Below are 23,079 nucleotides of genomic sequence, written 5' to 3'. Positions count from 1 at the left end.
ATGACTCCTTCCTCTTTGTCGAATAGGGGAATACGGCCGCCGATCAGGTCGACGGACGCATGATCACGCGCGGCGCCTTGGGCTGTTGTGCGTGATCACGATAAACCGGTGCGCTGGGCGCAGCCTTGGCCGGTTCGCGTTGCGCTGCCGGATCCTTGCCATCGGCGCGTGCGCCAAACAGCAGTACGGCGTTCTGGAGGGACTTGGAGCGCTTGCTCTCGGCCATGTCCATGTAGCGGAATTTCTTCTGCCCCAGCTTGTGCAGACGCGCTGCATCCACCGGCATGTGACGGTCCATCGTGGAAGCCGACCAGCGCGATGCGCTGTCGACGGCTTGCGGAGTTTCTGCGAAAGCGTGAGAGGCGAAAGCCGAAGCGGCTGCCAGCATGCAAATACCGACTGTTTTTTTCATGGTCGTCCCTTTCAGGGGTCCCTTCTGGCGGTGAGCAAAATTTCATGCGGCAAACCGTGAACTCTTTTGCAATTCCCGGCTCTACCAGCACCATGACCACATGGTCGCGGAAATTGCTGCATCACAAAATCAGCCGTTTCCGATATTCGTGTAGGCGTTTTCCTACACGCGCTGTGCTGCCTGCTTCAGATGTCCTTCACACCCTGCCGGCCCGTGCCGCCGGTGAGTGATCAGGTCACCGGAACACGGACATCCAGGACTTAGTCCTTGGCGGCTTCCTTGGCATCGCCATAGGTCTTCTGGACGTTGCCTTCGACCTGCTTGGCAGCACCCTTGACCTGCTGGCTGGTATTGCCGGTCAGCTCACCGGTCTTCTCCTGCACCTTGCCTGCCACTTCCTTCAAGCTGCCTTTGATCTGGTCCTTGTTCATGATGGCTCCTTTGGGTTGTTTGCCTGATGGTTACCCGGTGCCGCACTGGGCTGGCTGCCGGCTCCGCCACCCTTGCCGGCCCGACGGGCGGTGAGTGACGATGAATTCATGGTACCGATGAGCCTGTCGGGCGAACATAAGAGAGTCGTCCTTTCACGCGTAGGAAAAAACGAAAAACCGTGCAGGAAAAACGCTCTTCAAACAAACCTCACCAAAACGCAAAAAGCCGCCCTGGGGGCGGCTTTCAGAGGGTGTGACGCAATCTTGAATACCGTCGGGCGCCGGCCCTTCAAGTCTCGCTGGCAGCAAGTTCCGGACGGATCGGCAGGCTGATGCTGATGAGCGCGCCCTTGCCCGGCGTGGAGCGGATATCGACCTCGCCACCAAAGAACGTGGCGCGCTCGCGCAGGCCGCGCAGACCGTAGGTCTTGTGGTTGTCGCGCCGCTCTTCGGGAATGCCCACGCCATCGTCGCGCACGGTCAGCGCCACATGATCCTCATCGACATCGAGAATCACGTCGACCTTGCTGGCCTTGGCGTGCTTGGTCACGTTGTTGAGCATTTCCTGCAGCATGCGGTAGATGGCGATTTCCATCTCGTGGCCCACATCGACGTCTTCATCGGGCAGGCTGGCGTGGCAGGCGATGCCGGTGCGCTCGTGCAATTCATCGAGCTGTTCCGAGATCGCAGCCTTCAGCCCGAACAGGTCCAGGGTATTGGGACGCAGCTCGGTCTGGATGCGCCGGGTGGTGGCCACCAGCGACTTCATCAGGCCTTGCATGCGGGTCTTGCGATCGGCCCATTTTTCATCCGGCGGCAGGATCTGGTAGACCCCTTCCAGGTGCATCGACAGGGCCGTCAGCGACGCGCCCATGTTGTCATGCAACTCGCGGGCGATGGCGCGCTTTTCTTCCTCGCGCACCGTTTCCAGGTGGTTGGTCAGTTCGCGCAGCAGCGCCGTACGCTCGATGACGGTCTTTTCCAGCCGGCTCTCGCGCTCGCGCAATTCATCCTCGGCCTGCTTGCGTTCGGTGATGTCGGTGCTGATGCCGATCACCCCCTGCACGCTGCCATCCTTGCCGAACCACGGCACCTTGGCAGTCTGGAAGGTCACCACGCCTTCGGGCAGGTGAAGCGTCTGCTCCAGCTTCTCGGGCTTGCCCGAGGCCATGACGCGGCGATCATCGCGGTCGACGGTGTCGGCCTCTTCCTCGACCAGGAACAGTTCACGGCTCGAGCGGTACATGGTCTCTTCCCAAGTCTTGCCCAGCTTGTGCAGCGTGGCCGGGTTGGCGAAGATCATCAGGCCCTGGCGGTTCTTGACGAAGATCGGGTCGCTGGTACTTTCACTGACGGCATTGAGCAACGCACTGGTTTCGGCCAGCTTCTGGGCGTTGCGCGTGCGTTCACCGTATTCGCTGTCGAGCCGGCTGGCCGAGCCCCAGAAGATGAAGAGCACGATCACGCCGTTGATCAGCGTCAGGGTCGGCAGCACCAGCTCCGGCAGGATCCAGCCATGCGTCATGCCCCAGTTCAGCAGCAGGCTGAAGGCCAGCAGCAGGAACAGGGTCTGCGGCAGCAGATGGCGCAGCATCTGGCCACCGGGCGCCATGCGCAGGATCACCGCCATGAGCGGATGCGAGGGACGCGCCATCAGCAAGGCCGCGCCCAGCAGCGCAAACACCAGCGACGACAGCAGAGAGATGGGCAGCGGGAAATCGAGATAGATGAACTGGCTTACGTCATACAGGTAGCCCACCAGAGGGATGGCCGACAGGCCCATGAGCGTGAAGGCGAGATATTCCGCCGGATAGTAGCCGCCCAGCAGACGCCAGTCATGCAGCAGCAAGGCCAGCGCCATCAGCACGAAACCGACTGACATCAAAGGAGGAACGGCCAGTGGCGAAATCGGATGCGCACCATCCAGCGGCAACCAGCCCAGCGTGTACATCACGCCCTGCACCAGCGAGGCCACACCCAGCACCAATAGCAATACCGCCAAGCCGACGGCCAGCTTGCGCACCGAAGGACGGCGCGCGCCGGAATGCATGCAGCGGAAATAGAGCGCCGAAGCGCCCAGGATGAAACCGCCCGCCGTCACCTCCCGCACGGCCAGCAGGCCCGAGAGCAGGCGACGATATTCTTCGCCCAGCAGGCCGGTCACCAGCACCACCACGCCCAGCAGGATCACCGCCATGGACAGGCCCATGGCCAGCGTCACCATGCTGCTGTAATGCGCGTGTGACGCGGCAAAATACTCCACCGATGCGCTGTTCTGGAGATCGGCGGAGGACGGACGAAGGCCGTCATTGTTCTTCTGCATCGTCGAAAATCCCTTGCTTTGGTGCGACCCGTGCCGCCTGCGCGCCTTCTGTGGCGGCCTGCTTGCCATGATCGGTTCTGATTGTCTGATCCATCAAGGTCGCGCCGAACTGCCCTGGCGACTTGCTGGGTAGCTGCACCACATGATGCAGCAAAAAAATAAACTTACATTCCGCCCGTCTGGGCCGGCCCCTGCGGCGGCGTATTGTTGCTCGATGAGGTGCGCCCCAGCTTGCCCGCTCTCTTCTGTGCCAGCTCTTCCAGCAAGTCACACAGCAGCGGCAATTCGGACGACTTGTCAAAGAAGTGCTGCACCCCGCATTGCACTCCCACGCGCCGATAGGTCGGACTCACATGATTGCTGAAGACTACCTTCACTTCGCTCTGGCGACGCGTATTGGAGCGCGCCAGGGACTGCAGCAGGCTCATGCCATTGCCCTGCTTCAACTGGATGTCCAGGATCAGTACGTCATAGCTGTTCTGCTGCAGATGGCGCAAGGCCTCCAGTTCGGTTTCGGCGTAGCCCACCAGGCGCACACCGGCGATTTCCGACAGGCTCTCCACGATCAGGTCCCGCACGTCCTCCGAATCCTCCACCAGGAAGATCCGCAAGGGCGTCCCGTCGCTGTCGCGCTGGGCCCTGCTGTTGAGATTGTCATCCATGATGCGCCGTACCACTCTTCCTTGCCCGCCACCCGGCCAGAATGGCCAGAGACGGCGACATATCCGCCCGGGGGAAACCCGGCTCAGTCGATCAGATTGTTCTTGATCGCGTAATAAATGATGTCCGCGTTGTTGGTCATGCTCATCTTCTGCAGCACGCGCGAACGATAGGTACTTACTGTCTTGACCGACAGGCACAGCTCGTCGGCAATCTGCGTCACCCCCTGGCCTTGGCCGAGCTTGTAGAAGATCTCGTACTCGCGCTGCGACAAGGTTTCATGCAAAGGCTTTTCCGAATCCACCGGTTCGCTGGTGAGCAGCTCGGCCACGCCATAGCTGATGTACTTGTGCCCGCGCAGGATGGTGTTGATGGCGTTGACCAGTTCGGTTGCCAGCGCTTCCTTCTGCACGTAGCCGGAGGCACCGCTGCGCAGCACCTGCACCGCATAGCGGCTCTCGGGGTGCATCGACAGCATCAGTACCGGCAATTCCGGTTTTTCTCGCTTGATCTGCTTCAGCACTTCCACGCCACTCTTGTCGGGCATGGCGATATCGAGCAACACGATATCCCAGTCCTGGGTTCGCACCAGGCGAATGGCTTCTTCCGCCGTGCTGGCCTCCCCGCCGATTTCCATCGACGGAATTTCCGAAATGAAGTGGTGCACACCTGCCCGTACGACCGCGTGGTCATCGACTACAAGTATTTTTGTCATGGCATTTTTGAGCGGTGAATTGATACTTCAGCGCCGTTGGCGCTGCTTGGACCTGTTTTATGTTTGTACTCGATTCCGGCGAGGACCCTGCACACGATTCCGTACAGCAATCTGTACACGATTCACGCGCGTCCTGCGGCCGGCATCGCTGCCTCCCTGTCCTGACAAGCCGGCTGGCCTGCCCCTGCCTGGCAGCAACGGGTTCCAACTATACCTGACAGGCCCTGACCTGTCTTCTTGCGAAACGCACCGGATCGCCCGATGCGCTTTGCAAGTGGCACGTCCACAAGCTGACAAAGCGCGGACCGGTCAACAGACCGGCCACGCGCTTGCAAGTTCCCCGCGTTATTGCTTCAGGCGCAGGTCATTACGCACCGAGACCACACCCTTGACGCCACGGGCCAGTTCGGTAGCGCGGGCAGCGGAGGTGGAGCTGGAGACGAAACCGGACAGCTGGACCACGCCCTTGTAGGTTTCGACGTTGATTTCAGCGGACTTCAGATTCGGCTCGTTGAAGATGGCAGCCTTCACCTTGGTGGTGATGACGGCATCATCGACGTACTCGCCGGTGCCTTCCTTGCCCGGGCTGGATGCGCAGCCCACCAGGGAAACCATGAACAGGGCCAGGAAGAAACCGAGGAAACGCTTGGTCAGGGACATTTTGGTCAGCGACATGATGAAACTCCTTTGAGTTGGTTTGCGCAATCAGGTGACTGCGACAGGAACGAAATAAAGAATTTGCCTTGGATCCGCCCGGGCCCCTGGCCCGGTGCAAATCCACTGCCATTGCGCTCAATCGCGCGGGACAGGATTACTTGCCGAACTTGGCCTTGGCATTGGCCACGCACTTGTCCTTGGCGTCGCCGCTCATGGCATCGCACTTTTCCTTGGCGACGTCATAGTTCGCGTCGTTCTTGTCCTTCATGGCGTCCTTGTCGGCTTCCACGCCCTTGCGCTTGGCCTTGGCGTCAGCGATGGTGGATTCGTGAGCTGCCTTGGCTTCCTTCTCGCAGACATCCTTGTCGTTGCCCTTCAAAGGACCGCACTTCTTCTTGGCCGCCTTGTAGTCGGCATCGGCCTTGGCCTTGTCTGCCTTGTACTGGGCCGCTGCCGGATCGGCTGCGAAGACTGCGCCATGCATGCCGATAGCGGCTGCGCCGAAGATCATGGTTGCGATGATTTTTTTCATTGTGTCCTTCCTCATGGTTTGCTTGGGTTGCGGCCTGGGGCCGTATTCTTATGCAGGCCGGCATGATGACCGGCCTGCGTCCTGCACTTGCACTCACTCACACTCACACACTCCAACTCCTTGCCGTACCCTCGCCGGGACTGCGCGCCCGGCGGTACGTCGACAAGCAGGAACGCTTACTGGCGCAGATCCTTGTTGCGATCTTCCCAGTCGCGAATCTGCTTTTCGGCTTCGTCCTTGCTCACGCCGTAGGCTTCCTGCACGCGGCCGGCCAGCTGGTCGCGCTTGCCGGCGATGACGTCGAGGTCGTCATCGGTCAGCTTGCCCCACTGTTCCTTGGCCTTGCCCTTGAATTGCTTCCAGTTGCCTTCAACGATGTCCCAGTTCATGTCAGTCTCCTTGCAAAGTTGCGGGAACGAATTCCCGGAATGGTCGGCTGTTCCAGTGCGTTCTGAGCGGGCTTACAGGCCCAGCAGATCGCTCATGTCGTCGGCGTGCTCTTCTTCCTGCGCCATGATCTGGATCAGCAGGTGCTTGGTGGTCGGATCGTCGTCGCCGATGCGTTCGATCATCTGGCGATAGGCTTCGATGGCCACACGCTCTTCCACCAGGTTGGCGCGAATCATGTCCTTGATGTCCTCGGACTCGTCGTATTGCGCATGGCTGCGCTCGGCAATGGTCTTGGGATTGAAATCGGGCTCACCATTGAGTTGCACGATGCGCTCGGCAATCTGGTCGGCGTGACTTTGCTCTTCCTGTGCGTGCGCCAGGAACTCGCCCTTGATCGCTTCCACGTTCAGGCCCTTGGCGGTGTAGTAGTGGCGCTTGTAGCGCATCACGCACAGCAGCTCGGTCGCCAGGGCATCGTTCAACATCGCCACGACTTCTTCGCGGTTGCCGCGATAGCCTTCGGTGACGGCACCGTCATCGATCTTCTTGGCGGCGGCACGGATGGCGTCCTTGTCGAGGTGGAAGCTTTGCTTGCTCTTGACGTCGGTTTTCGGTGGATTCTTGGTCATGGTCATTCCTTCTCTCCGGTTTCTTGACTAATGCGCGCTTCAGCTTTCATCGCCGGCAGCGCGCCTGGCTGGATCCGGACTGGCCGCGAGGGCCACACCGGGTTCCGGGAAAATCCTCTGCGCAGTGCTCAGTAGCGGTCCGCGCTGCGGCCCACGGCCAGACCGACCAACAGGCCGATGCCGGTGCCGATGGCGATGGCACGCCACGGGTTGGACTGCACGTAATCGTCGGTGCTGGTGACGATCTGGCGACCGGTTTCCACCACCGCAGCCTGCGCATCCTGCGCGGTGTTGAGGGCCTGCTCCAGCAGATCCTGGGCGCTGGCGCGCAGATCGTCGGCCTTCTTGCCGGTGGCGTTGGCGGCCTCGGCAAACAGGTCCTGCGCCTGTTGCAGCAGGGATTGCACGTCGGTACGGGCGGTCTTGAACTTGTTGGCTTGCATGCTTGGCCTCCTTGTATGCGTTACGGTTTGATCGGGGCGGCGTGGATGATCCAGCCACCCGGGGTGAGGCGTTCTCACGGTGTTGCTCACATCAGGTACTGCAGCACGATCAGCATCAGCACCGGTACACCCAGAAGCCATCCGAGCACGAGCTTGTCCATGATCTCCTCCCTTGTTCTTGGTCATGCCGGGCGGTTGCGGACTGACTCGACGCAATTTCCGGCGCCTTCGTTGATGCTGTCCTGCTGCTGTGTTGCCTTGTATTACCTGGTCTGTTACCTGTATTGCACGGTGCTGCTTCCGCGCTATCCGCTCGATGCCTGATGCGGGCTGTCGCTTGCTTCGGCGAGTCAGGTGCACGATACCGATGCCTTGTTGCGCTTTGTATCGGAGTCAGCCCGATTGGCGTGTAGGACAAAGGCCCATCAACCTGCGTTGCCGCCTGTCACCGCACGCGACGGCGGGCCGCCGGCGGCGGGCTGCCGCCCTCGTCTTCCCAGCGCTGCAGGGCGATGTCCTGCTGGCGCTGGTCGCGGCGCTGCGCCTGGCGAGCCAGCATGCGCAGGCTGGCACCAACGGCCACACCGGCGATACCGGCGGCCCACAACAATGTCTTTCCGAAACTCATCAATGCTCTCCTTCGGTTTGCGTCGCAGCGGCAGAGCCTTACAGCGAACCTGCACGCTGGCGCAGCGAGCGCTTGATCAGATCCTGCGCTTCGCCGACGGCGTGCATGATGCGACCGTCCATCTGGCGGCGCTGTGCCGCACGCTGCAGTTGCACGTTGCCCAGCACCGATCCCACGCTTTCCTGGAACTTGCCGAGGGCAAAGTTGAACTGGCCGGTGATCGTCTTCTTGTTCATGATGGGGTTCCTCGTGGTCAAGGGTTCAACATGGATTGAAAGGAGCGGTGCAGGTCTTGCGTAGACATGTTCGCGATTCACAGCAGCATTTTTTGCTGCCTGAGTCACCGTGAACTCATGGGAAAAATGATAGCGAGCGCCTACTGTTCTGCTCTATAGGACGGCGGCCGATTGTTTTGTAGGACAAAGCGGAAAGCCTTGTCAGCATTGGCGTTTCGCCGGGTCGGGTGGTACTCACCGTAGCGTTTCAGGCAGCAAAAAGCTGGGCCGTTTCCTACATCGGCTTGCGGTCCCGTCCGATGGAAATCGATACGCCCGGATCCTAGGATGGAAACGTGCAATGACGGTCCCGTTTCGTCCGGCAGGTGAGCAAGGGGAAACCGGATCGTTGACCATTTACCTGAACCCGACAAGGAGAACATCATGGGCAAGTATTTCCTCGCATGGCTGTGTGGCGTCCCGGCATTCCTGCTGGTGCTGATCTATTTCTTCGTCCACTGACCGACTCACTGCCGCCTCCATTTGCACCCGCGCTGCAGCGGTGCGTGAAGAGGGCGAGCCACAAGAAAGGAAGACAACATGACCAACGACCACCTGATTTCCACCCTGAACGACCTGATCCAGATTTCCATCGATGGCGAAAAAGGCTTCCGTGCCTGCGCCGATGATGCACAGGAACGCTATATCCCCTACAAGGAAACCTTCAGGGAACGCGCGACGGCCTGCGCCCAGGCCGCGCTGGACCTGCAGGACCTGGTGCAGCGCTTGGGCGGCGACCCGGCCAGCCACAGTACGCTGGGCGGCACACTGCACCGCCAGTGGGTGAACCTGAAAAGCGCCATCACCGGACGTGATGACGAAAGCATTCTGGACGAATGCGAACGCGGCGAGGATGCCGCCGTCAACGCCTATCGCAAGGCCTTGAGTGAAGAGCTGCCGACCGATATTCGCCTGGTCATCGAGCGCCAGTATCAGGGCGTGCTGGCCAACCACGACAAGGTGCGCAGTCTGCGCAATGAGGTGCGGGCACGCAAGGCAGCCTGATGCAGTGATTGTTCATCCCTGCGTCATCGTGGTTGGATGACGCAAAAAAAGCGCAGCCTCGGCTGCGCTTTTTCGTCGATGTATCGAAAATGATTTATATCATTTACGAATAATAGATCGACTTATCCCTCACCCAGATAAGCCGCCTTCACCCGCGGATCATCCAGCATCTGCTGCGCCTGCCCTTCCATGGTGATCAGTCCCGACTCCATCACGTAGCCGCGATGCGCTGCCTGCAGTGCCAGCTTGGCGTTCTGCTCCACCAGCAGGATGGTGATGCCCTGTGCCGACACATTGCGGATCACTTCAAAAATCTTCTCCACCATGATCGGCGACAGACCCATCGAGGGCTCATCCAGCAACAGCAGCTTGGGATGGCTCATCAGCGCGCGCGCCATCGCCAGCATCTGCTGTTCACCGCCCGACAAAGTGCCCGCCATCTGCGCCGCACGTTCCTTCAGGCGCGGGAAGACCTCGAACCAGCGGTCGACGTCGGCCTGGATCTGGCCCTTGTCATTGCTGGTGTAGGCGCCCATCAACAGGTTTTCCTGGATGCTCATGCGCGTAAATACGCCACGGCCTTCCGGTACCATCGCCAGCTTGTCCTTGACCAGCTCGAAGGACTTCTTGCCCTTCAACGGATTGCCCATGTAATACACGTGGCCGTCGACCTTGCTGCTGGGCAGCGTGCCGGTGATGGCCTTCAGGGTGGTGGTCTTGCCGGCGCCATTGGCACCGATCAGGGTAACCAGTTCACCGTCGTTGACTTCCAGGCTGATGCCCTTGACGGCCTTGATGCCGCCATAGGCCACGCTCAGTTGGTCGACTTTGAGAATGTTCGTTGTCATGTTCTGTGGTCTCGCTTAATGTCCTGCACCGAGGTAGGCCTCGATCACCGCCGGGTTCTTCTGCACGTCGGCCGGCACGCCTTCGGCAATCGGCTTGCCGTAGTCCAGCACCGTGATGCGGTTGCACAGGCCCATCATCAGCTTCACGTCGTGTTCGATCAGCAGGATGGTTTTACCTTCGGCCTGGATCTTCACCAGCAGCTCGCGCAAGGCCAGTTTCTCGGTGGCGTTCATGCCAGCCGCCGGTTCGTCCAGCGCCAGCAGTTGCGGATCGGTCGCCAGGGCGCGCGCGATTTCCAGACGGCGCTGATCGCCATACGACAGGTGGCGCGCCGTGCGCTTGGCGAACTGGCCGATGCCCACGAAGTCCAGCAGTTGCTGCGACTTGGCGCGGATCGCCGCTTCTTCGTCACGTGCTGCCTTGTGGCGGAACACGGCACCGAAGACATTTTGTTTGGTGCGCACGTGGCAACCGACCATCACGTTTTCCAGCACGGTCATTTCACCGAACAGACGAATGTTCTGGAAGGTACGGGCGATGCCGGCCTTGGCCACTTCGTGCGGGGCGCTCGGCGAATAGGGTTTGCCGTCCAGTTCGAAGCTGCCGGTATCGGGTTGATACAGGCCCGTGATGACGTTGAAGAACGTGGTCTTGCCGGCACCGTTGGGGCCGATCAGGCCATAGATCTGGCCGCGCTCGATGGTGATGCCCACGCCATTCAAGGCTTGCAGGCCGCCGAAACGCTTGCTGACGTCACGGATCTTGAGCAGTGTTTGTGTCATGTTCTGTGCTCCAGATTAAGCTTTGACTTCGCCGGTGGTACCGACTTGGGTGTGGTCCACTTCGGGACGGTCTTCATGGCGCGGCGAGGGCCACAGGCCAGCCGGACGGGTCAGCATGATGATCACCATGGCCAGGCCGTAGAGCAGCTGGCGCAGCACTTCGGCATCGATCCACACCTTGCCGAAGATGGCCATCTGCAGCGGCTCCACCACGTGGCGCAGCACTTCCGGCAGCGCGGCCAGGATCACGCCACCCAGCACCACGCCCGGAATGTGGCCAATGCCACCCAGCACCACCATGGCCAGCACGGCGATGGATTCGGTCAGGGAGAAGGATTCCGGCGAGACGAAGCCCTGGAAGGCACCGAACATGGCACCGGCCACGCCACCGAAGGACGCGCCCATGGCGAAGGCCAGCAGCTTGACGTTGCGGGTGTTGATGCCCATCGCCTTGGCGGCGATTTCATCTTCACGGATCGCCACCCAGGCACGGCCCAGGCGCGAATCCTGCAGGCGGCTCGAGAAGAAGATCACGAAGATGCACAGCACCAGGAACAGGTAGTAGTACGCGTTCACCGACGGCAGGTTCATGCCGAAGATCTTCAGCATCGAACCCGAACCCGGTTCACCGGCCAGCGAGACGCCGAACACGCGGATCGGGTCGATCAGGTTGATACCCTGCGGACCGTTGGTGATGTTCACCGGCGCGTTCAGGTTGTTCATGAAGATACGGATGATCTCGCCGAAGCCCAGCGTCACGATGGCCAGGTAGTCACCGCGCAGCTTCAGGGTCGGCGCACCCAGCAGCGCACCGAAGAGCGCTGCCAGCACGCCCGAGATCGGCACGATCAGCCAGAGCGAGAGGTGGATGCCGTTCTGCACGATCTGCGGACCGCACAGCCAGACCAGGAAATTGCCGATGGCCGGATAGGTGTTGATGAAGGATTCGATCACCGCGGCGAACTGGGGCGAGGCTAGCAGGCCGGCGGTGTACGCACCGATGGCATAGAAGGCGATGTAGCCCAGGTCCAGCAGGCCGGCAAAACCCACCACCACGTTCAGGCCCAAGGCCAGCATGATGTAGAGCAGCGCCATATCCATGATGCGCACCCACGAATTGCCGAAATGCTGGGCGATCATGGGGAAGATGATCATCAGCGCCAACAGCGCCAGCAGGCTGAACCGCGCCTGCTGGGGGTTGCGCTTCATGTCGAAGGTCATGAGAGCCATAGTGTTCTCTTCCGATTTCTTAAGTTTCTAAGTTTCTGTTTTTAAGTTTTTAAGGTTTTAAATCTTAAAAACTCAGGCCCGATCCGCCACACGCTCACCCATGATCCCGGACGGACGCAAGGTCAACACGATGATCAGCACGATGAAGGCGAAGATGTCCTGATAATTACTGCCCAGGAAGTTGCCGGTCAGGTCGCCGATGTAACCGGCACCCAGACTCTCGATCAGGCCCAGCAGGATGCCGCCCAGCATGGCGCCGTAGATATTGCCGATACCACCCAGCACGGCGGCCGAGAAGGCCTTCAGGCCCGGCACGAAGCCCATGGCGAATTGCGCAGTGGAGTAATTGGCAGCCCACATCACGCCGGCAATCGCGGCCAGTGCCGCGCCGATGGCGAAGGTGACGATGATGACGCGATTGGCGTCCACGCCCATCAAACCGGCGATGCGCGGGTTCTCGGCGGTGGCGCGCATGGCGCGGCCCATCTTGGTCTTCTCCACGATCAGCACCAGGCCGATCATCGCGGCCAGGGCCAGGATGAGCAGCATGATCTGGGTCGGCGAGATCAGGGCACCGGCGATGTTGACCGGGGTCGAGGGCATGATCTGCGGGAACGGCAGCGGGCTGCGGCCCCAGATCATCATGGCGAAGGTCTGCAGCAGGATCGACACGCCGATGGCGGTGATCAGCGGCGCCAGGCGCGGCGCGTTGCGCAGCGGACGATAAGCGATGCGCTCGATCAGCAGGCTGACGATCACGCACACCGGAATGGCACCGACGATGGCGATGATCAGCTTGACGATGCCCGGCAGGTCAGGCGCGACCTGCTGCACCAATTTGAGGATCGACAGGCCGACCATGGCGCCCACCATCAGGATGTCGCCGTGGGCAAAGTTGATCAGGTTCAGCACCCCGTACACCATGGTGTAGCCCAGGGCGATCAGTGCGTACATGCTGCCTAGCACCAATCCGTTGATGATCTGCTGGATGAAAATGTCCATGAATAACTCTTCGATCTAAATGGAAACAAGAAAAACACGTGGCTCTGCACCAAAGCGGACACCGCGCGAAAGCATGTCGATTAGCAAAATCCGTTCCCGAAACCCGGGACCGCGTTATCACTCTTCATAAAAAGGGTGCACGCGTTCCCGGCGAGCAGGGCTCGCTGACGGAGGGAATGGAGGGAAATTCAGCCGCAGTAGCCGTGCGGGCGGCTTGGGCCGGGGCTGGCGCATCGACTGGGCGGGCGCCCGGGAGGTCTTCGCCGGAGGCACCGGGCGAGGCCGGTGGGCAGATGCTCGTACATATGGATGTCTCCCGTCTCTGGTTGACGTCGCGTTGGCGACGCCCTGCCCTCTTTGTGAGGGCTAGCGCTCGGCCGCCTTTTGGGCGGTCCGTCGATAATGGTGCGGAATTATACGCAGAAGATTCCAACAATCGAGCACAAACAATCGCCTGTTACAGAAGAAAGTGCGGTAAGACCAATGAATTGTCGGCGACTTCACAACACCTGTCGCGGAAATGAAGAAGGCCTGCATCAGCAGGCCTCTTTGCGCAAACGCCGGACGTGATTTTCGTCCGAATATTCACCCTTTGTCACAGGGCTGATTCCGGCTCATGCCGATTCGGCCGAGGGCGTGCGGGTACCCAAGCCCTTGGGCAAGGGGAAGGTGACGTTTTCTTCAATACCGTCCAGGACGCGCACGCTGCGCGCACCGATTTCCTTGATGCGATCGATCACGGCCTGCACCAGCACTTCCGGTGCCGATGCACCGGCCGTGACGCCGATGCGCTGGCGGCCTTGTACCCATTGCGGGTCGATCAGGGCGGCGTTGTCGACCATGAAGGCGGGCACGCCCTTTTTCTCGGCCAGTTCGCGCAGGCGGTTGGAGTTGGAGCTGTTGGGGCTGCCGACCACGATCACTACTTCCACCTGCGGGGCCATGAACTTCACGGCTTCCTGGCGGTTGGTGGTGGCGTAGCAGATGTCGCCCTTCTTGGGTTCGGCAATGGCCGGGAAGCGCGCGCGCAGGGCGGCGATGATGTCGGCCGTGTCATCCACCGACAGCGTGGTCTGGGAGACATAGGCCAGCAGTTCGGGATCGGCCACCTGCAGGCGCTGGACGTCTTCCACCGTCTCCACCAGATGCATGCCGGCCTCGGTCTGGCCCATGGTGCCTTCCACCTCGGGGTGGCCGGCGTGGCCGATCATGATGATCTCGCGGCCCTCGCGGCGCATCTTGGCCACTTCCATATGCACTTTCGTGACCAGCGGGCAGGTGGCATCGAACACCGTCAGGCCGCGCTCGGCCGCCTCGGCCTGGATCGCCTTGGACACGCCATGGGCCGAGAAGATGACCGTATTGCCGGCCGGCACGTCGGCCAGCTCCTCGATGAAGACCGCGCCCTTGGCCCGCAGGTCGTTGACCACGTAGGCGTTGTGCACGATTTCATGGCGCACGTAGATGGGTGCGCCGAACTGCGCCAGCGCACGTTCGACGATCTCGATGGCGCGGTCCACGCCCGCACAGAAACCACGGGGCTGGGCCAGCAGGATTTCAGATTCGGCTTGTTCCATGGTCATGGTCATTTCCTTGATTCTTCAAAACATTGCGAGGGCCAACTCGCCAAATGACGAGGCTCTTACAGGATTCCGATGATTTTTACTTCGAACTTCAGCGTTTGCCCGGCCAGCGGGTGATTGAAGTCGAAAATTGCGCCATCATCATCGATCGCTCGCAGGATACCGGCAAAGCGGCCGCCACCGGGGGCAGCGAAATCGACCAGGTCGCCCACGCGATAGTCCTCATCCATGGAAGAATTCTCTTCCAGCGTGGCGCGCGAGATACGCTGGATCAGCTCTTCGCTGCGCTCGCCGAAAGCCTGGGCCGGGCTCAGTTCAAAGGTCTGCTGCGTGCCTTCGGGCAGGCCCAGCAGGCAGGCTTCGAGGAAGGGAGCCAACTGGCCCTGGCCGAACTGCAGGGTGGCCGGATTTTCGTTGAAGGTGCTGACGATGTCTTCGCCGTCCAGCGAGGCCAGGCGGTAATGCAAGGTGAGATAGGCGTTTTCGGTGACGACGGGGACGGTTGGGCTGGACATGGCTGGGAACGGGCTTGGAAGCGGGAAGGTGCACAAGAGCCCGCTATTGTAAGCCACGTTGGCCCGCTCTGCCGCTGTCAGCTGCATCCGGCTGCGCGGGTGGCGGGCGCATCGGACACTTCCTTGCGGCGGCGCAAGCGCACTGCGGCGGTGCCGGGCTTCTGTTGGACGGTTGCGGCGGGACCGGCTGCCGTCTTTCCTCTCGAACGCAATATGAAAGGAGATTCATCTCATGACCATGTCCATTGTCGATTGGCCCGCCGCACAGCGGCCACGCGAACGTCTGTTGGAGCTGGGCCCGGCCTGCCTCTCCGATGCGGAATTGCTGGCCATCTTTCTGCGCGTGGGCACGCCGGGCAAGAGCGTCATGGAACTGGCCATGGATCTGCTGCACCGCTTCGGCTCGCTCGAAGGCCTGTGCAAGGCCGTTCAGCGCGAGCCCAGTCTGGGCAACGGCCTCGGCCCGGCCAAATGCGCCCAGCTATCGGCCTCTCTGGAGTTGGCCAAGCGCGCCATCCACAGCGATCTGAAGCAGGCATCGGCCCTCAATTCCACGCGCGTCGTGGGCGAATACCTGAAGCTGACCTTCTTCGGCAAGGAACACGAATGTTTCGTCGCCCTCTTCCTGAACATGCGCAACAACCTGCTCGGGACGGAAGAATTGTTCAGGGGCTCGCTGAATCAGACCACGGTCCATCCCCGGGAAGTGGTCAAGATGGCGCTGCGTTACAACGCCGCTTCGGTCATCGTTGCCCACAACCACCCTTCCGGCGACCCGCGGCCCAGTGACTCCGATCTGCGCCTGACCAAGACACTCAAGCAAGCCCTGGAGCTCATTGAGGTGGAATTGCTGGACCACATCGTGGTGGCCGGAACACGCCTGTATTCCTTTGCCGACCACGGCAAGGTGTGAACCGTAACCAGCCAGATCGGCCGCAAAGCCTTTACAGGACTGGGATTGCGCCATTGAGGGTGACAGCGGAAAAACAATGTTTCTTCAATTGTTAAATCAATGAACCCCATCAAGACACAATTTTTTTTCGCAAGTCATTGAAAAAGCAGAGTTTTTTCCATATACTCTCGTTTTTCCCAAATTCGGAAATTTTTAAGGAGTCTCACATGGCACGTGTCTGCCAAGTCACCGGGAAGGGGCCGATGGTCGGCAACAACGTTTCCCATGCAAACAACAAGACCAAGCGTCGTTTTCTGCCCAACCTGCAGAACCGCCGCATTTTCGTCGAATCCGAGAACCGCTGGGTTTCGCTGCGTTTGTCCAACGCCGGCCTGCGCGTGATCGACAAGATCGGCATCGATGCCGTTCTGGCCGATCTGCGTGCTCGTGGCGAAAAAGTCTAATTAGCAGAGTAAAGGAAATCTATCATGGCGAAATCCGGCCGCGACAAAATCAAACTGGAGTCGACCGCAGGTACTGGTCACTTCTACACCACCACCAAGAACAAGCGTACTACGCCCGAAAAGATCAGCATCATGAAGTTCGATCCCAAGGCGCGCAAGCACGTCGAATACAAGGAAACCAAGATCAAGTAATTGATCCCGGTCTCCCGATGAAAAACCCGCAGAATACTCTGCGGGTTTTTTATTGCCTGCTCACGTTGACCGCATTGCGCCGGTCAGCCCGCTGCGCACCGCAGCCCTCCCCTCCCGTTTCGGTTTTTTGACAAAAACCTTCAGGCCTGTACTGGCCGATGACGAAAAAAATCCCCGCAGATCGCTCTGCGGGGATGTCTTCATGCTTTTCCTTCACTTCCGGCTTTTACCCCGGAGCAGCGGCCTGGTCAAAGCCGATCAGGCGTAGCTGCGCAGGCGCAGGGCGAAGTCACGCAAGGCCTTCACGCCGGATGCCTCGGCGCGGGTGCACCAGTCCTGCAGTTGCTGCAGCAGCTGTTCGCGGGTCGAGTGCGAACGCTCCCAGATGGCGCTCAGTTCGATGCGCATCTCATGCATGGTCTGCAGCGCCTTGCTGTGGGCGAACAGTTCCGACAGTTGCTGCTTCTGGCCATCTTCCAGACGGGCCGGCTCACGCTGCAGCAGCTTCCTGGAGGACTTCAGGAAGCGCGATTCCAGCTGGGCCTTCTCGATCAGGTGATCCAGCTCGTCCTTCCAGGCGCTCTTGAGCGAACGGGCGTACTTGGCGGTCACGTCGTAACGGTTGGCGATCACGGACTGCAGGGTATCGAAGTCGATCACCGATTTCTGGCTGTCGAACTTGGGCACCGGTGCCACCTTCTTGACCTTGGCCAGGCCGAAGGTCTCCAGGATGCGGATGTACATCCAGCCGATGTCAAATTCATACCACTTGGCCGAGAACTTGGCCGAGGTGCCGAAGGTGTGGTGATTGTTGTGCATTTCCTCGCCGCCGATGATGATGCCGATCGGGAACAGGTTGGTCGCTGCATCGTTGCAATCGTAGTTGCGATAGCCCCAGAAGTGGCCTAGGCCGTTGACCACGCCGGCCGCCCAGAACGGGATCCAGGCCATCTGCACGGCCCACACGGTCAGACCGATGGCGCCGAACAGCAGCACGTCGATGATCAGCATGATGCCCACACCCTGCCAGCCGTACTTGCTGTAGATGTTGTGTTCAATCCAGTCATCCGGAGTGCCGTGACCGAACTTCTCCATGGTCTCGGCGTTCTTGGACTCACTGCGGTACAGCTCGGCACCCTGCCACATCACCTTGTGGATGCCGCGGGTCTGCGGGCTGTGCGGATCTTCTTCGGTCTCGCACTTGGCGTGGTGCTTGCGGTGGATGGCGGCCCATTCCTTGGTCACCATGCCGGTGGTCATCCACAGCCAGAGACGGAAGAAGTGGCTGGGGATCGCGTGCAGTTCGAGCGCGCGATGCGCCTGGCAACGATGCAGATAGAGAGTCACGCCCACGATGGTGATGTGGGTCATCACCAGTGTGTAAATGACAATCTGCCAACCGGACGCGTGCAGCAGGCCGTTGGCAACAAAGTCGAGGATCGCATCAAGGGTCATCAGTACAACTCCAAATAGAAAACAACTATCGGACTACAAAACAGGATTATTACTTGTTCCGTGAAAATGGTTTTATTTTCTTTTAATTGCCGGGCATTGTACGCGAATTCTGTGCCTCTGGGACATCAGGAATTTCCTGGCGCGTACTTTGGCGGAAGCTGCGCTCATCCATGATACGAATGTCGCGCTTGGGATGTGCCACCTGAATGCCATGCTGTTTGAAGGCGGCCCAGATGGCCCGGTTGACGTCGGACAGCACATTGAGCCGTCCATTTTCCGGGTCGGTGATCCAGAACCCCAGTTCCAGATCCAGTCCGTCGGCCCCGATCTTGATCAGCAGGGCTTGCGGAGCGGTCTGCTGGGAGACCCGTTGTACACCAAGTGCGGCCTGTTCCATGATGGACAAGACCGTTTCCACATCGTCCTGGTACAGAATTGTAAGCTGTGTAGCCAAACGTACAATGCGATGGGTCAAGGAATAGTTTTGTACCGGATTGGAGACAAATAGTTCATTGGGCAACACCGATTCGATCCCGTCCAGCCCTTCCAGGATGGTGTAGCGGGTATTGATCTGGGTGACCTTGCCGAAATATTTATCCACGGCAACCATATCGCCAATGACCATGCTGCGCTCCAGCAGGATCACGAAGCCGGAGACATAGCTGCTGGCAATCTTCTGCAAACCCAGGCCGATACCCACACCGAGCGCGCCCCCGAAGACCGACAGCACGGTCAGGTCGATCCCCACCAGCGACAGGCTGACCAGGAAGGCGATCAGGATCAGCAAGGCCCGCATCATGCGCGCCACCACCGTGCGCAGGGAGGAATGCATGCCGCTGAACTTCATGAGGCGGTTTTCCACCACCGTGCCTATCCACAGGGCAATGATGAGCGTCACCAGCACCGAGGCCGCACCTTGCAACATCGTCAACAGGGACACCTTGTGGCGCGCCAGCGGGAAGGTGGTGGTATCCAGATAGTCGACGAAATCCGGCCACAGGCCGGTAATCCACAGCACCACGCACAGCCAGACCAGCAGCGCGATGACCTTTTCCGACAGGTGCAGCAGCGCGCCCACGGTCGCATCCTTCACGAAGATGCCGCGCAATACGTAGAAAACGAAACGCATCGCCACCTGGGCGATGGTCAGGGGGAACATGATTTCCCAGAGCGTGACGGCATGGTGGCCGCGCTTGAGGATGTAATAGGCAGCTGTGAGCAGGCCCAGGGCCAGCAGCGGCGAGAGCACGCGGGCGAAGCTCTTGACGCCGATCTGCATCACCAGCGACTGCTCCTCGCCATCGGCCGGCAGCACGAAACGCGCGCGCAGCCAGCGCGAGAGGCCGATGCCGCCCAGCAGGCAGAGCGCAATGACCACCAGCTGGCGCAGCAGGTCGACGGTGCTGATATCAGTGAAGAGGGAAAGGAAATGATCGGTCATGGCTGGCCGGGTGAAGAATCAGGGCAAATCAGGGCGCCGCCTGGGCATCCTGGCGGTGGCGCTGCCAGTTGCTGGCGTAGCGTGCAGCCAGTGGCGGGTTCTTGCCCAGGATGAGCACGTTCTCGGCGTTCTTGTGCTGGGCCGACCAGGTGAAGTTGTAGCTGCCCGTGATGACGGTGGCCGTCGGCAAGGCCGCATCGATGATGATGACCTTGTTGTGGGCATTGCGGTAATCGGTTTCCAGCCAGACCGGAATGCCGGCCGCGCGCAGCTGGCGCAGGCGGTCTTCGGAATTCTTGTCGAGCTGGCCGGCATCCATCAGCACGCGCACATCGATGCCGCGCTTGCGGGCGGCCACCAGTTCATCCGTAATCGGACGACTGGTGAGCAGATAGGCCTGCATCAGGATCTGGCGCTGCGCAGAGTGAAGCTGGCCGACGATCAGCGCTTCGATGTCATCCCAGGGCGCAAAGGCGGCTTGCACCGTGCCCTGCGCTGCCATCACCGGCGGTGGCGGCAGCGCCTCCCTGGCCTGCAGGCCAGGAGCGGCCGCCAGCAGGCTGGCGGCCAGGCAAGGCAGCAAGACCCGGCGCATCATGCAGCGGCGCGGCGCTCCAGGACGGCCGCGAAGAAACCGTCCGTCTGGTGATGGTGCGGCAGCAGCTTCAGGTAGTCGCCGGTATCCAGCGCAATCTTCTGCTCGGCCAGCACTTCGCTCATGGGACGCAGCGTGAAGTCGGGGTGCGAGGCCAGGAAGTCGGCGATGACTTCATCGTTCTCTTCTTCCAGGAAGCTGCAGGTGCCATACACCAGGCGGCCGCCCGGACGCACCAGGCGCGCGGCGCTGGCGAGAATCGAGCCTTGCTTGGCGCGCATCTCGGTCAGCGTTTCCACGCTCTGGCGCCACTTCATGTCGGGATTGCGGCGCAAGGTGCCCAGGCCGCTGCAAGGGGCATCCACCAGCACGCGATCGAGCTTGCCGGCCAGGCGCTTGACCTTGGCGTCGTTCTCATGGGCGATCACCACCGGATGCACGTTGGACAGGCCACTGCGCGCCAGGCGCGGTTTCAGCTTGGCCAGGCGCTTTTCGGACACGTCGAAGGCATAAAGGCGGCCGGTATTGCGCATCAGCGCGCCCAGTGCCAGGGTCTTGCCACCGGCACCGGCACAGAAATCGACCACCATCTCGCCGCGCTTGGCACCGACGATCTGGGCCAGCAGCTGGCTGCCTTCATCCTGCACTTCGATGGCACCGTCCTTGAACAGCGGCAGGTTCTGCAGGGCCGGCTTCTTGAACACGCGCAGGCCCAGCGGAGAATACGGGGTCGGCTCGCAAGCCACCGGGGCCTTGGCCAGTTCGGCGATGACGGTATCGCGGTCGGCCTTGAGGGCATTGACGCGCAGGTCCAGCGGAGCCGGACGGTTCATGGCATCAGCCAGTTGCAGGGTGGCTTCCTCGCCCATGCGGGCGACCAGCTTTTCCCACAGCCAGGGCGGCAGATTGCTGCGCATCTGGGGGGCCAGCTGGGTGCGGTCGATCTGGGCCACACGCTCCAGCCACTCGGCTTCGCCTTCCTGCAGGCCGGCGATGGATTCGGCACCGACCGCATCGGCCAGGCCCAGCAGGGCCAGGCGGCGCATCATCGGGCCACTGCCGGATTCAGCGAAGTTGGTCAGGACCGTCTTGTTGCGCAGCAGCCCGTAAACCGCTTCAGCGATCACGCCGCGCTCACGGCTGCCCAGGCGCGGATTGTCGCGGAAGTAGCGCGACAGGGTGACGTCGGCCGGGCCGGTGAAGCGCAGCACTTCGCGCAGCAGTTCTTCGGTATGGGGGATGATCGCGGGAGGCAATCTCATGCTAGGTCCTTCAGATTCAATTCAAGTAAGGGTTGCGCGGCGGCCTCTGGCCGTCTGCGCTCAGGCTTCGGCGGCCAGGCGCACGCGGCTGCCGTCCAGTGCCAGGCGGCCTTGCACGAACCAGCGCACGGCGCGCGGATAGATCACATGTTCCTGTTCCAGGACACGCTCGGCGAGCGTCTCCTCGCTGTCCTCTTCCACCACCGGCACGGCGGCCTGGGCCACGATGGGGCCGTGGTCGAGGTCGGGCGTGACGAAGTGCACGGTCGCGCCGTGCAGCTTCACGCCAGCCGCCAGTGCCTGGCGGTGCGTCGCCAGGCCCGGGAAACTGGGCAACAGCGACGGGTGGATATTGAGCATGCGGCCCTGGTAATGATTGACGAACGGTGCCGTCAGGATCCGCATGAAGCCGGCCAGCACCACAAGGTCCGGCGCGAACGCGTCGATCTGCTCGCGCAGGGCGGCATCGAACTGGTCGCGCGTAGGATAGTCGCGGTTGGCCACGACGGCCGTGGCGATGCCGTGGCTGGCGGCGAATTCGAGGCCGCTGGCGTCGGCGCGGTTGCTGATGACGGCGGCGATTCGGGCAGGCCACCGCTCGGCCTGTGCAGCGCGGACGATGGCTTCCATATTGCTGCCTCGTCCGGAAATCAGGATGACAATGCTTCTCATGGTGTGCGCATTGTACCTGCTGACAGCCCCTCCGCCGCCGGTTTTCACGATGTGAAAGATCCGGCGTGGCGTAAAAGGTTTATCAAAATGTGAAGAAAATTTACTGGAAGGAATAGAAAACGCGGAACGGCACCTTCTTCTCAGCCCAGTAATCGGCCGCATCGCGGAAGACGTCGAGCAAGGTCTCGCGCGCTTCCTTGTCGAATTTCTGGGTGTTGGGCAGTTGCTCCAGCACCACGACGAAACCGATCTGCTTGCCGGCCTTGTGGGTCAGGTCGGTCAGGCAGTCATGCAGGGCATCGAAGTTCTTGCCGAAGTGCCGGGGAAACTGGAAGGCGGTGGCGATGGTGGTCAGCACCTGCTGCTTGGTCACGGCCTCGGCGCAATAGGCATAGAGAAAGTGCTGCTGCAGGTGCGCGGCCTCCTGCTGCAGCTCGGTCACGCGGAAGGCGCGGATCGATTGCACGATATTGGGCGGCACCGTTTTGAACAAACTCATTTTGCCTTCAGTATTCATAGGCGGGGCTGTGTGGCTGTCGTGGTTGTCGTAATTGTCGTGATGGTGATGGCTGGCCTGCTGTGTGGCTTGCTGCAACAGGACTCGCGCGCCCTGCCCTGCGCTGTACAAGATCAGTCGCGTATCCGGCGGAAGGTCTTGTAATGGTCACTGGTGTAATAGTATTCGCCCGACGTGGGCGGTTCTCCCCCGCTGACGATGCGACGGGCCCCGCGATTGCGGGCGCGCGGCGTCTTGACCGTGTATTCGCGATAATACCCGCGCTTTTGCTTGGGCAAAACCCCTTCATAGTTGCCGAAGACCGCGCCATCCTTTTCATACGGGAAAGGCCCACCCTGACGGATCAGGGCCATGGTCTGCTGGGCTTCGCGCGGCAGCTGGTCAAGATTGACCTCCGGCAAGTTGCCCGGCACCGGCCCCTTGGCTTGCACCGGGACGGACAGCATCAACGCCGTCAGCAGCACCAGCCAGTAACGGGTGAAGAAGGAAGAAATGAAGCGGGCTCGCATCTGCATTGTCTGCATTGAT

Annotated in this window: 30 protein-coding genes; 4 read left to right on the top strand and 26 right to left on the bottom strand. The window is 60.8% G+C overall.

The window, feature by feature from the left end:
• Nucleotides 1–43 precede the first annotated feature (43 nt).
• From ACWFUC_RS10980 to ACWFUC_RS10925, 12 genes are all read right to left on the bottom strand, one after another.
• Complete coding sequence (locus ACWFUC_RS10980; protein WP_134134591.1) at nt 44–412, bottom strand: hypothetical protein; 369 nt, start codon at nt 410–412, stop codon at nt 44–46.
• A 260-nt stretch (nt 413–672) separates the two neighbouring features.
• A complete protein-coding gene (locus ACWFUC_RS10975; RefSeq protein ID WP_034338233.1) occupies nt 673–843 on the bottom strand; it encodes a CsbD family protein in 171 nt (56 codons plus the stop codon).
• A 289-nt stretch (nt 844–1,132) separates the two neighbouring features.
• Nucleotides 1,133–3,166, bottom strand: coding sequence for a PAS domain-containing sensor histidine kinase (locus ACWFUC_RS10970; protein WP_489624888.1), 2,034 nt, complete (start codon nt 3,164–3,166; stop codon nt 1,133–1,135).
• Nucleotides 3,167–3,330: 164 nt separating this feature from the next.
• A complete protein-coding gene (locus ACWFUC_RS10965) occupies nt 3,331–3,828 on the bottom strand; it encodes a response regulator (RefSeq protein WP_232729739.1) in 498 nt (165 codons plus the stop codon).
• Between the two features lie 83 nt (nt 3,829–3,911).
• Nucleotides 3,912–4,541: a response regulator gene (locus ACWFUC_RS10960; RefSeq protein WP_006464715.1), complete on the bottom strand. Its 630-nt coding sequence runs from the start codon at nt 4,539–4,541 to the stop codon at nt 3,912–3,914.
• Nucleotides 4,542–4,886: 345 nt separating this feature from the next.
• Nucleotides 4,887–5,216 carry a BON domain-containing protein gene (locus ACWFUC_RS10955; RefSeq protein WP_008326489.1) on the bottom strand — a complete coding sequence of 110 codons (330 nt, stop codon included), beginning with the start codon at nt 5,214–5,216 and terminating at the stop codon, nt 4,887–4,889.
• A 136-nt stretch (nt 5,217–5,352) separates the two neighbouring features.
• Entirely contained in the window at nt 5,353–5,730 is a 378-nt protein-coding gene (locus ACWFUC_RS10950; RefSeq protein ID WP_034338224.1) for a hypothetical protein, read from the bottom strand.
• A gap of 176 nt (nt 5,731–5,906) precedes the next feature.
• Entirely contained in the window at nt 5,907–6,119 is a 213-nt protein-coding gene (locus ACWFUC_RS10945) for a CsbD family protein (protein ID WP_034338221.1), read from the bottom strand.
• A 72-nt stretch (nt 6,120–6,191) separates the two neighbouring features.
• Nucleotides 6,192–6,755 carry a ferritin-like domain-containing protein gene (locus ACWFUC_RS10940; protein WP_034338218.1) on the bottom strand — a complete coding sequence of 188 codons (564 nt, stop codon included), beginning with the start codon at nt 6,753–6,755 and terminating at the stop codon, nt 6,192–6,194.
• Between the two features lie 122 nt (nt 6,756–6,877).
• Nucleotides 6,878–7,192, bottom strand: a complete 315-nt coding sequence (locus ACWFUC_RS10935; protein WP_034338215.1) for an ElaB/YgaM/YqjD family protein — start codon at nt 7,190–7,192, stop codon at nt 6,878–6,880.
• 445 nt (nt 7,193–7,637) lie between these two features.
• A complete protein-coding gene (locus ACWFUC_RS10930) occupies nt 7,638–7,820 on the bottom strand; it encodes a hypothetical protein (protein ID WP_034338212.1) in 183 nt (60 codons plus the stop codon).
• Between the two features lie 38 nt (nt 7,821–7,858).
• Nucleotides 7,859–8,056, bottom strand: coding sequence for a CsbD family protein (locus tag ACWFUC_RS10925; RefSeq protein WP_034338209.1), 198 nt, complete (start codon nt 8,054–8,056; stop codon nt 7,859–7,861).
• A 579-nt stretch (nt 8,057–8,635) separates the two neighbouring features.
• Here ACWFUC_RS10925 and ACWFUC_RS10920 point away from each other — a divergent pair.
• Entirely contained in the window at nt 8,636–9,100 is a 465-nt protein-coding gene (locus ACWFUC_RS10920) for a ferritin-like domain-containing protein (RefSeq protein WP_489624886.1), read from the top strand.
• Nucleotides 9,101–9,222: 122 nt separating this feature from the next.
• Here the strand turns inward: ACWFUC_RS10920 and ACWFUC_RS10915 are convergent, their stop codons facing one another.
• The 6 genes from ACWFUC_RS10915 to ACWFUC_RS10890 all read right to left on the bottom strand — a co-directional run bounded on the left by ACWFUC_RS10915 (nt 9,223) and on the right by ACWFUC_RS10890 (nt 15,061).
• Nucleotides 9,223–9,948, bottom strand: a complete 726-nt coding sequence (locus ACWFUC_RS10915; protein WP_034331852.1) for an ABC transporter ATP-binding protein — start codon at nt 9,946–9,948, stop codon at nt 9,223–9,225.
• A gap of 15 nt (nt 9,949–9,963) precedes the next feature.
• Nucleotides 9,964–10,731 carry an ABC transporter ATP-binding protein gene (locus tag ACWFUC_RS10910; RefSeq protein ID WP_034338203.1) on the bottom strand — a complete coding sequence of 256 codons (768 nt, stop codon included), beginning with the start codon at nt 10,729–10,731 and terminating at the stop codon, nt 9,964–9,966.
• 15 nt (nt 10,732–10,746) lie between these two features.
• Nucleotides 10,747–11,961, bottom strand: a complete 1,215-nt coding sequence (locus tag ACWFUC_RS10905; protein WP_402704373.1) for an ABC transporter permease subunit — start codon at nt 11,959–11,961, stop codon at nt 10,747–10,749.
• Between the two features lie 72 nt (nt 11,962–12,033).
• The gene (locus ACWFUC_RS10900) at nt 12,034–12,963 is read right to left on the bottom strand and encodes a branched-chain amino acid ABC transporter permease (RefSeq protein ID WP_034338197.1); all 930 of its coding nucleotides are present in this window, start codon (nt 12,961–12,963) and stop codon (nt 12,034–12,036) included.
• Nucleotides 12,964–13,577: 614 nt separating this feature from the next.
• Nucleotides 13,578–14,546, bottom strand: coding sequence for a 4-hydroxy-3-methylbut-2-enyl diphosphate reductase (ispH, locus tag ACWFUC_RS10895; RefSeq protein WP_034338194.1), 969 nt, complete (start codon nt 14,544–14,546; stop codon nt 13,578–13,580).
• 59 nt (nt 14,547–14,605) lie between these two features.
• On the bottom strand, nt 14,606–15,061 hold the full coding sequence (locus tag ACWFUC_RS10890) for an FKBP-type peptidyl-prolyl cis-trans isomerase (protein WP_039785208.1): 456 nt from the start codon (nt 15,059–15,061) through the stop codon (nt 14,606–14,608).
• A gap of 238 nt (nt 15,062–15,299) precedes the next feature.
• On the opposite strand from ACWFUC_RS10890, the gene radC reads away from it, so the two are divergent.
• The 3 genes from radC (at nt 15,300) to rpmG (ending at nt 16,609) form a co-directional block, all read left to right on the top strand.
• Complete coding sequence (radC, locus tag ACWFUC_RS10885; protein WP_034338236.1) at nt 15,300–15,974, top strand: RadC family protein; 675 nt, start codon at nt 15,300–15,302, stop codon at nt 15,972–15,974.
• A 206-nt stretch (nt 15,975–16,180) separates the two neighbouring features.
• Entirely contained in the window at nt 16,181–16,417 is a 237-nt protein-coding gene (gene rpmB, locus ACWFUC_RS10880) for a 50S ribosomal protein L28 (protein WP_006463730.1), read from the top strand.
• A 24-nt stretch (nt 16,418–16,441) separates the two neighbouring features.
• Complete coding sequence (gene rpmG, locus ACWFUC_RS10875; RefSeq protein WP_006463731.1) at nt 16,442–16,609, top strand: 50S ribosomal protein L33; 168 nt, start codon at nt 16,442–16,444, stop codon at nt 16,607–16,609.
• Nucleotides 16,610–16,669: 60 nt separating this feature from the next.
• Here the strand turns inward: rpmG and ACWFUC_RS10870 are convergent, their stop codons facing one another.
• The 8 genes from ACWFUC_RS10870 to ACWFUC_RS10835 all read right to left on the bottom strand — a co-directional run bounded on the left by ACWFUC_RS10870 (nt 16,670) and on the right by ACWFUC_RS10835 (nt 23,060).
• The gene (locus ACWFUC_RS10870) at nt 16,670–16,813 is read right to left on the bottom strand and encodes a hypothetical protein (protein WP_166675601.1); all 144 of its coding nucleotides are present in this window, start codon (nt 16,811–16,813) and stop codon (nt 16,670–16,672) included.
• 54 nt (nt 16,814–16,867) lie between these two features.
• The gene (locus ACWFUC_RS10865; protein ID WP_121044028.1) at nt 16,868–18,064 is read right to left on the bottom strand and encodes a DesA family fatty acid desaturase; all 1,197 of its coding nucleotides are present in this window, start codon (nt 18,062–18,064) and stop codon (nt 16,868–16,870) included.
• A gap of 82 nt (nt 18,065–18,146) precedes the next feature.
• On the bottom strand, nt 18,147–19,505 hold the full coding sequence (locus ACWFUC_RS10860; RefSeq protein ID WP_489624885.1) for a mechanosensitive ion channel family protein: 1,359 nt from the start codon (nt 19,503–19,505) through the stop codon (nt 18,147–18,149).
• A gap of 28 nt (nt 19,506–19,533) precedes the next feature.
• A complete protein-coding gene (locus ACWFUC_RS10855; protein WP_489624884.1) occupies nt 19,534–20,103 on the bottom strand; it encodes a phospholipase D family nuclease in 570 nt (189 codons plus the stop codon).
• Nucleotides 20,100–21,362 carry an RsmB/NOP family class I SAM-dependent RNA methyltransferase gene (locus ACWFUC_RS10850; RefSeq protein WP_489624883.1) on the bottom strand — a complete coding sequence of 421 codons (1,263 nt, stop codon included), beginning with the start codon at nt 21,360–21,362 and terminating at the stop codon, nt 20,100–20,102. Before ACWFUC_RS10850 ends, ACWFUC_RS10855 begins: the two co-directional genes overlap by 4 nt.
• Nucleotides 21,363–21,422: 60 nt before the next feature.
• Entirely contained in the window at nt 21,423–22,034 is a 612-nt protein-coding gene (gene purN / locus ACWFUC_RS10845) for a phosphoribosylglycinamide formyltransferase (protein WP_489624882.1), read from the bottom strand.
• 100 nt (nt 22,035–22,134) lie between these two features.
• Entirely contained in the window at nt 22,135–22,662 is a 528-nt protein-coding gene (locus tag ACWFUC_RS10840; RefSeq protein WP_370516341.1) for a barstar family protein, read from the bottom strand.
• A 2-nt stretch (nt 22,663–22,664) separates the two neighbouring features.
• Nucleotides 22,665–23,060 (bottom strand): guanyl-specific ribonuclease, encoded by a 396-nt coding sequence (locus ACWFUC_RS10835; RefSeq protein WP_489637622.1) that lies wholly within the window; start codon nt 23,058–23,060, stop codon nt 22,665–22,667.
• Nucleotides 23,061–23,079 lie beyond the last annotated feature (19 nt).

The organism is Herbaspirillum sp. Her4, assembly GCF_057961335.1.
The sequence above is the reverse complement of the archived record's forward strand: the minus strand, read 5'-3'. Positions and strand labels throughout refer to the sequence as shown.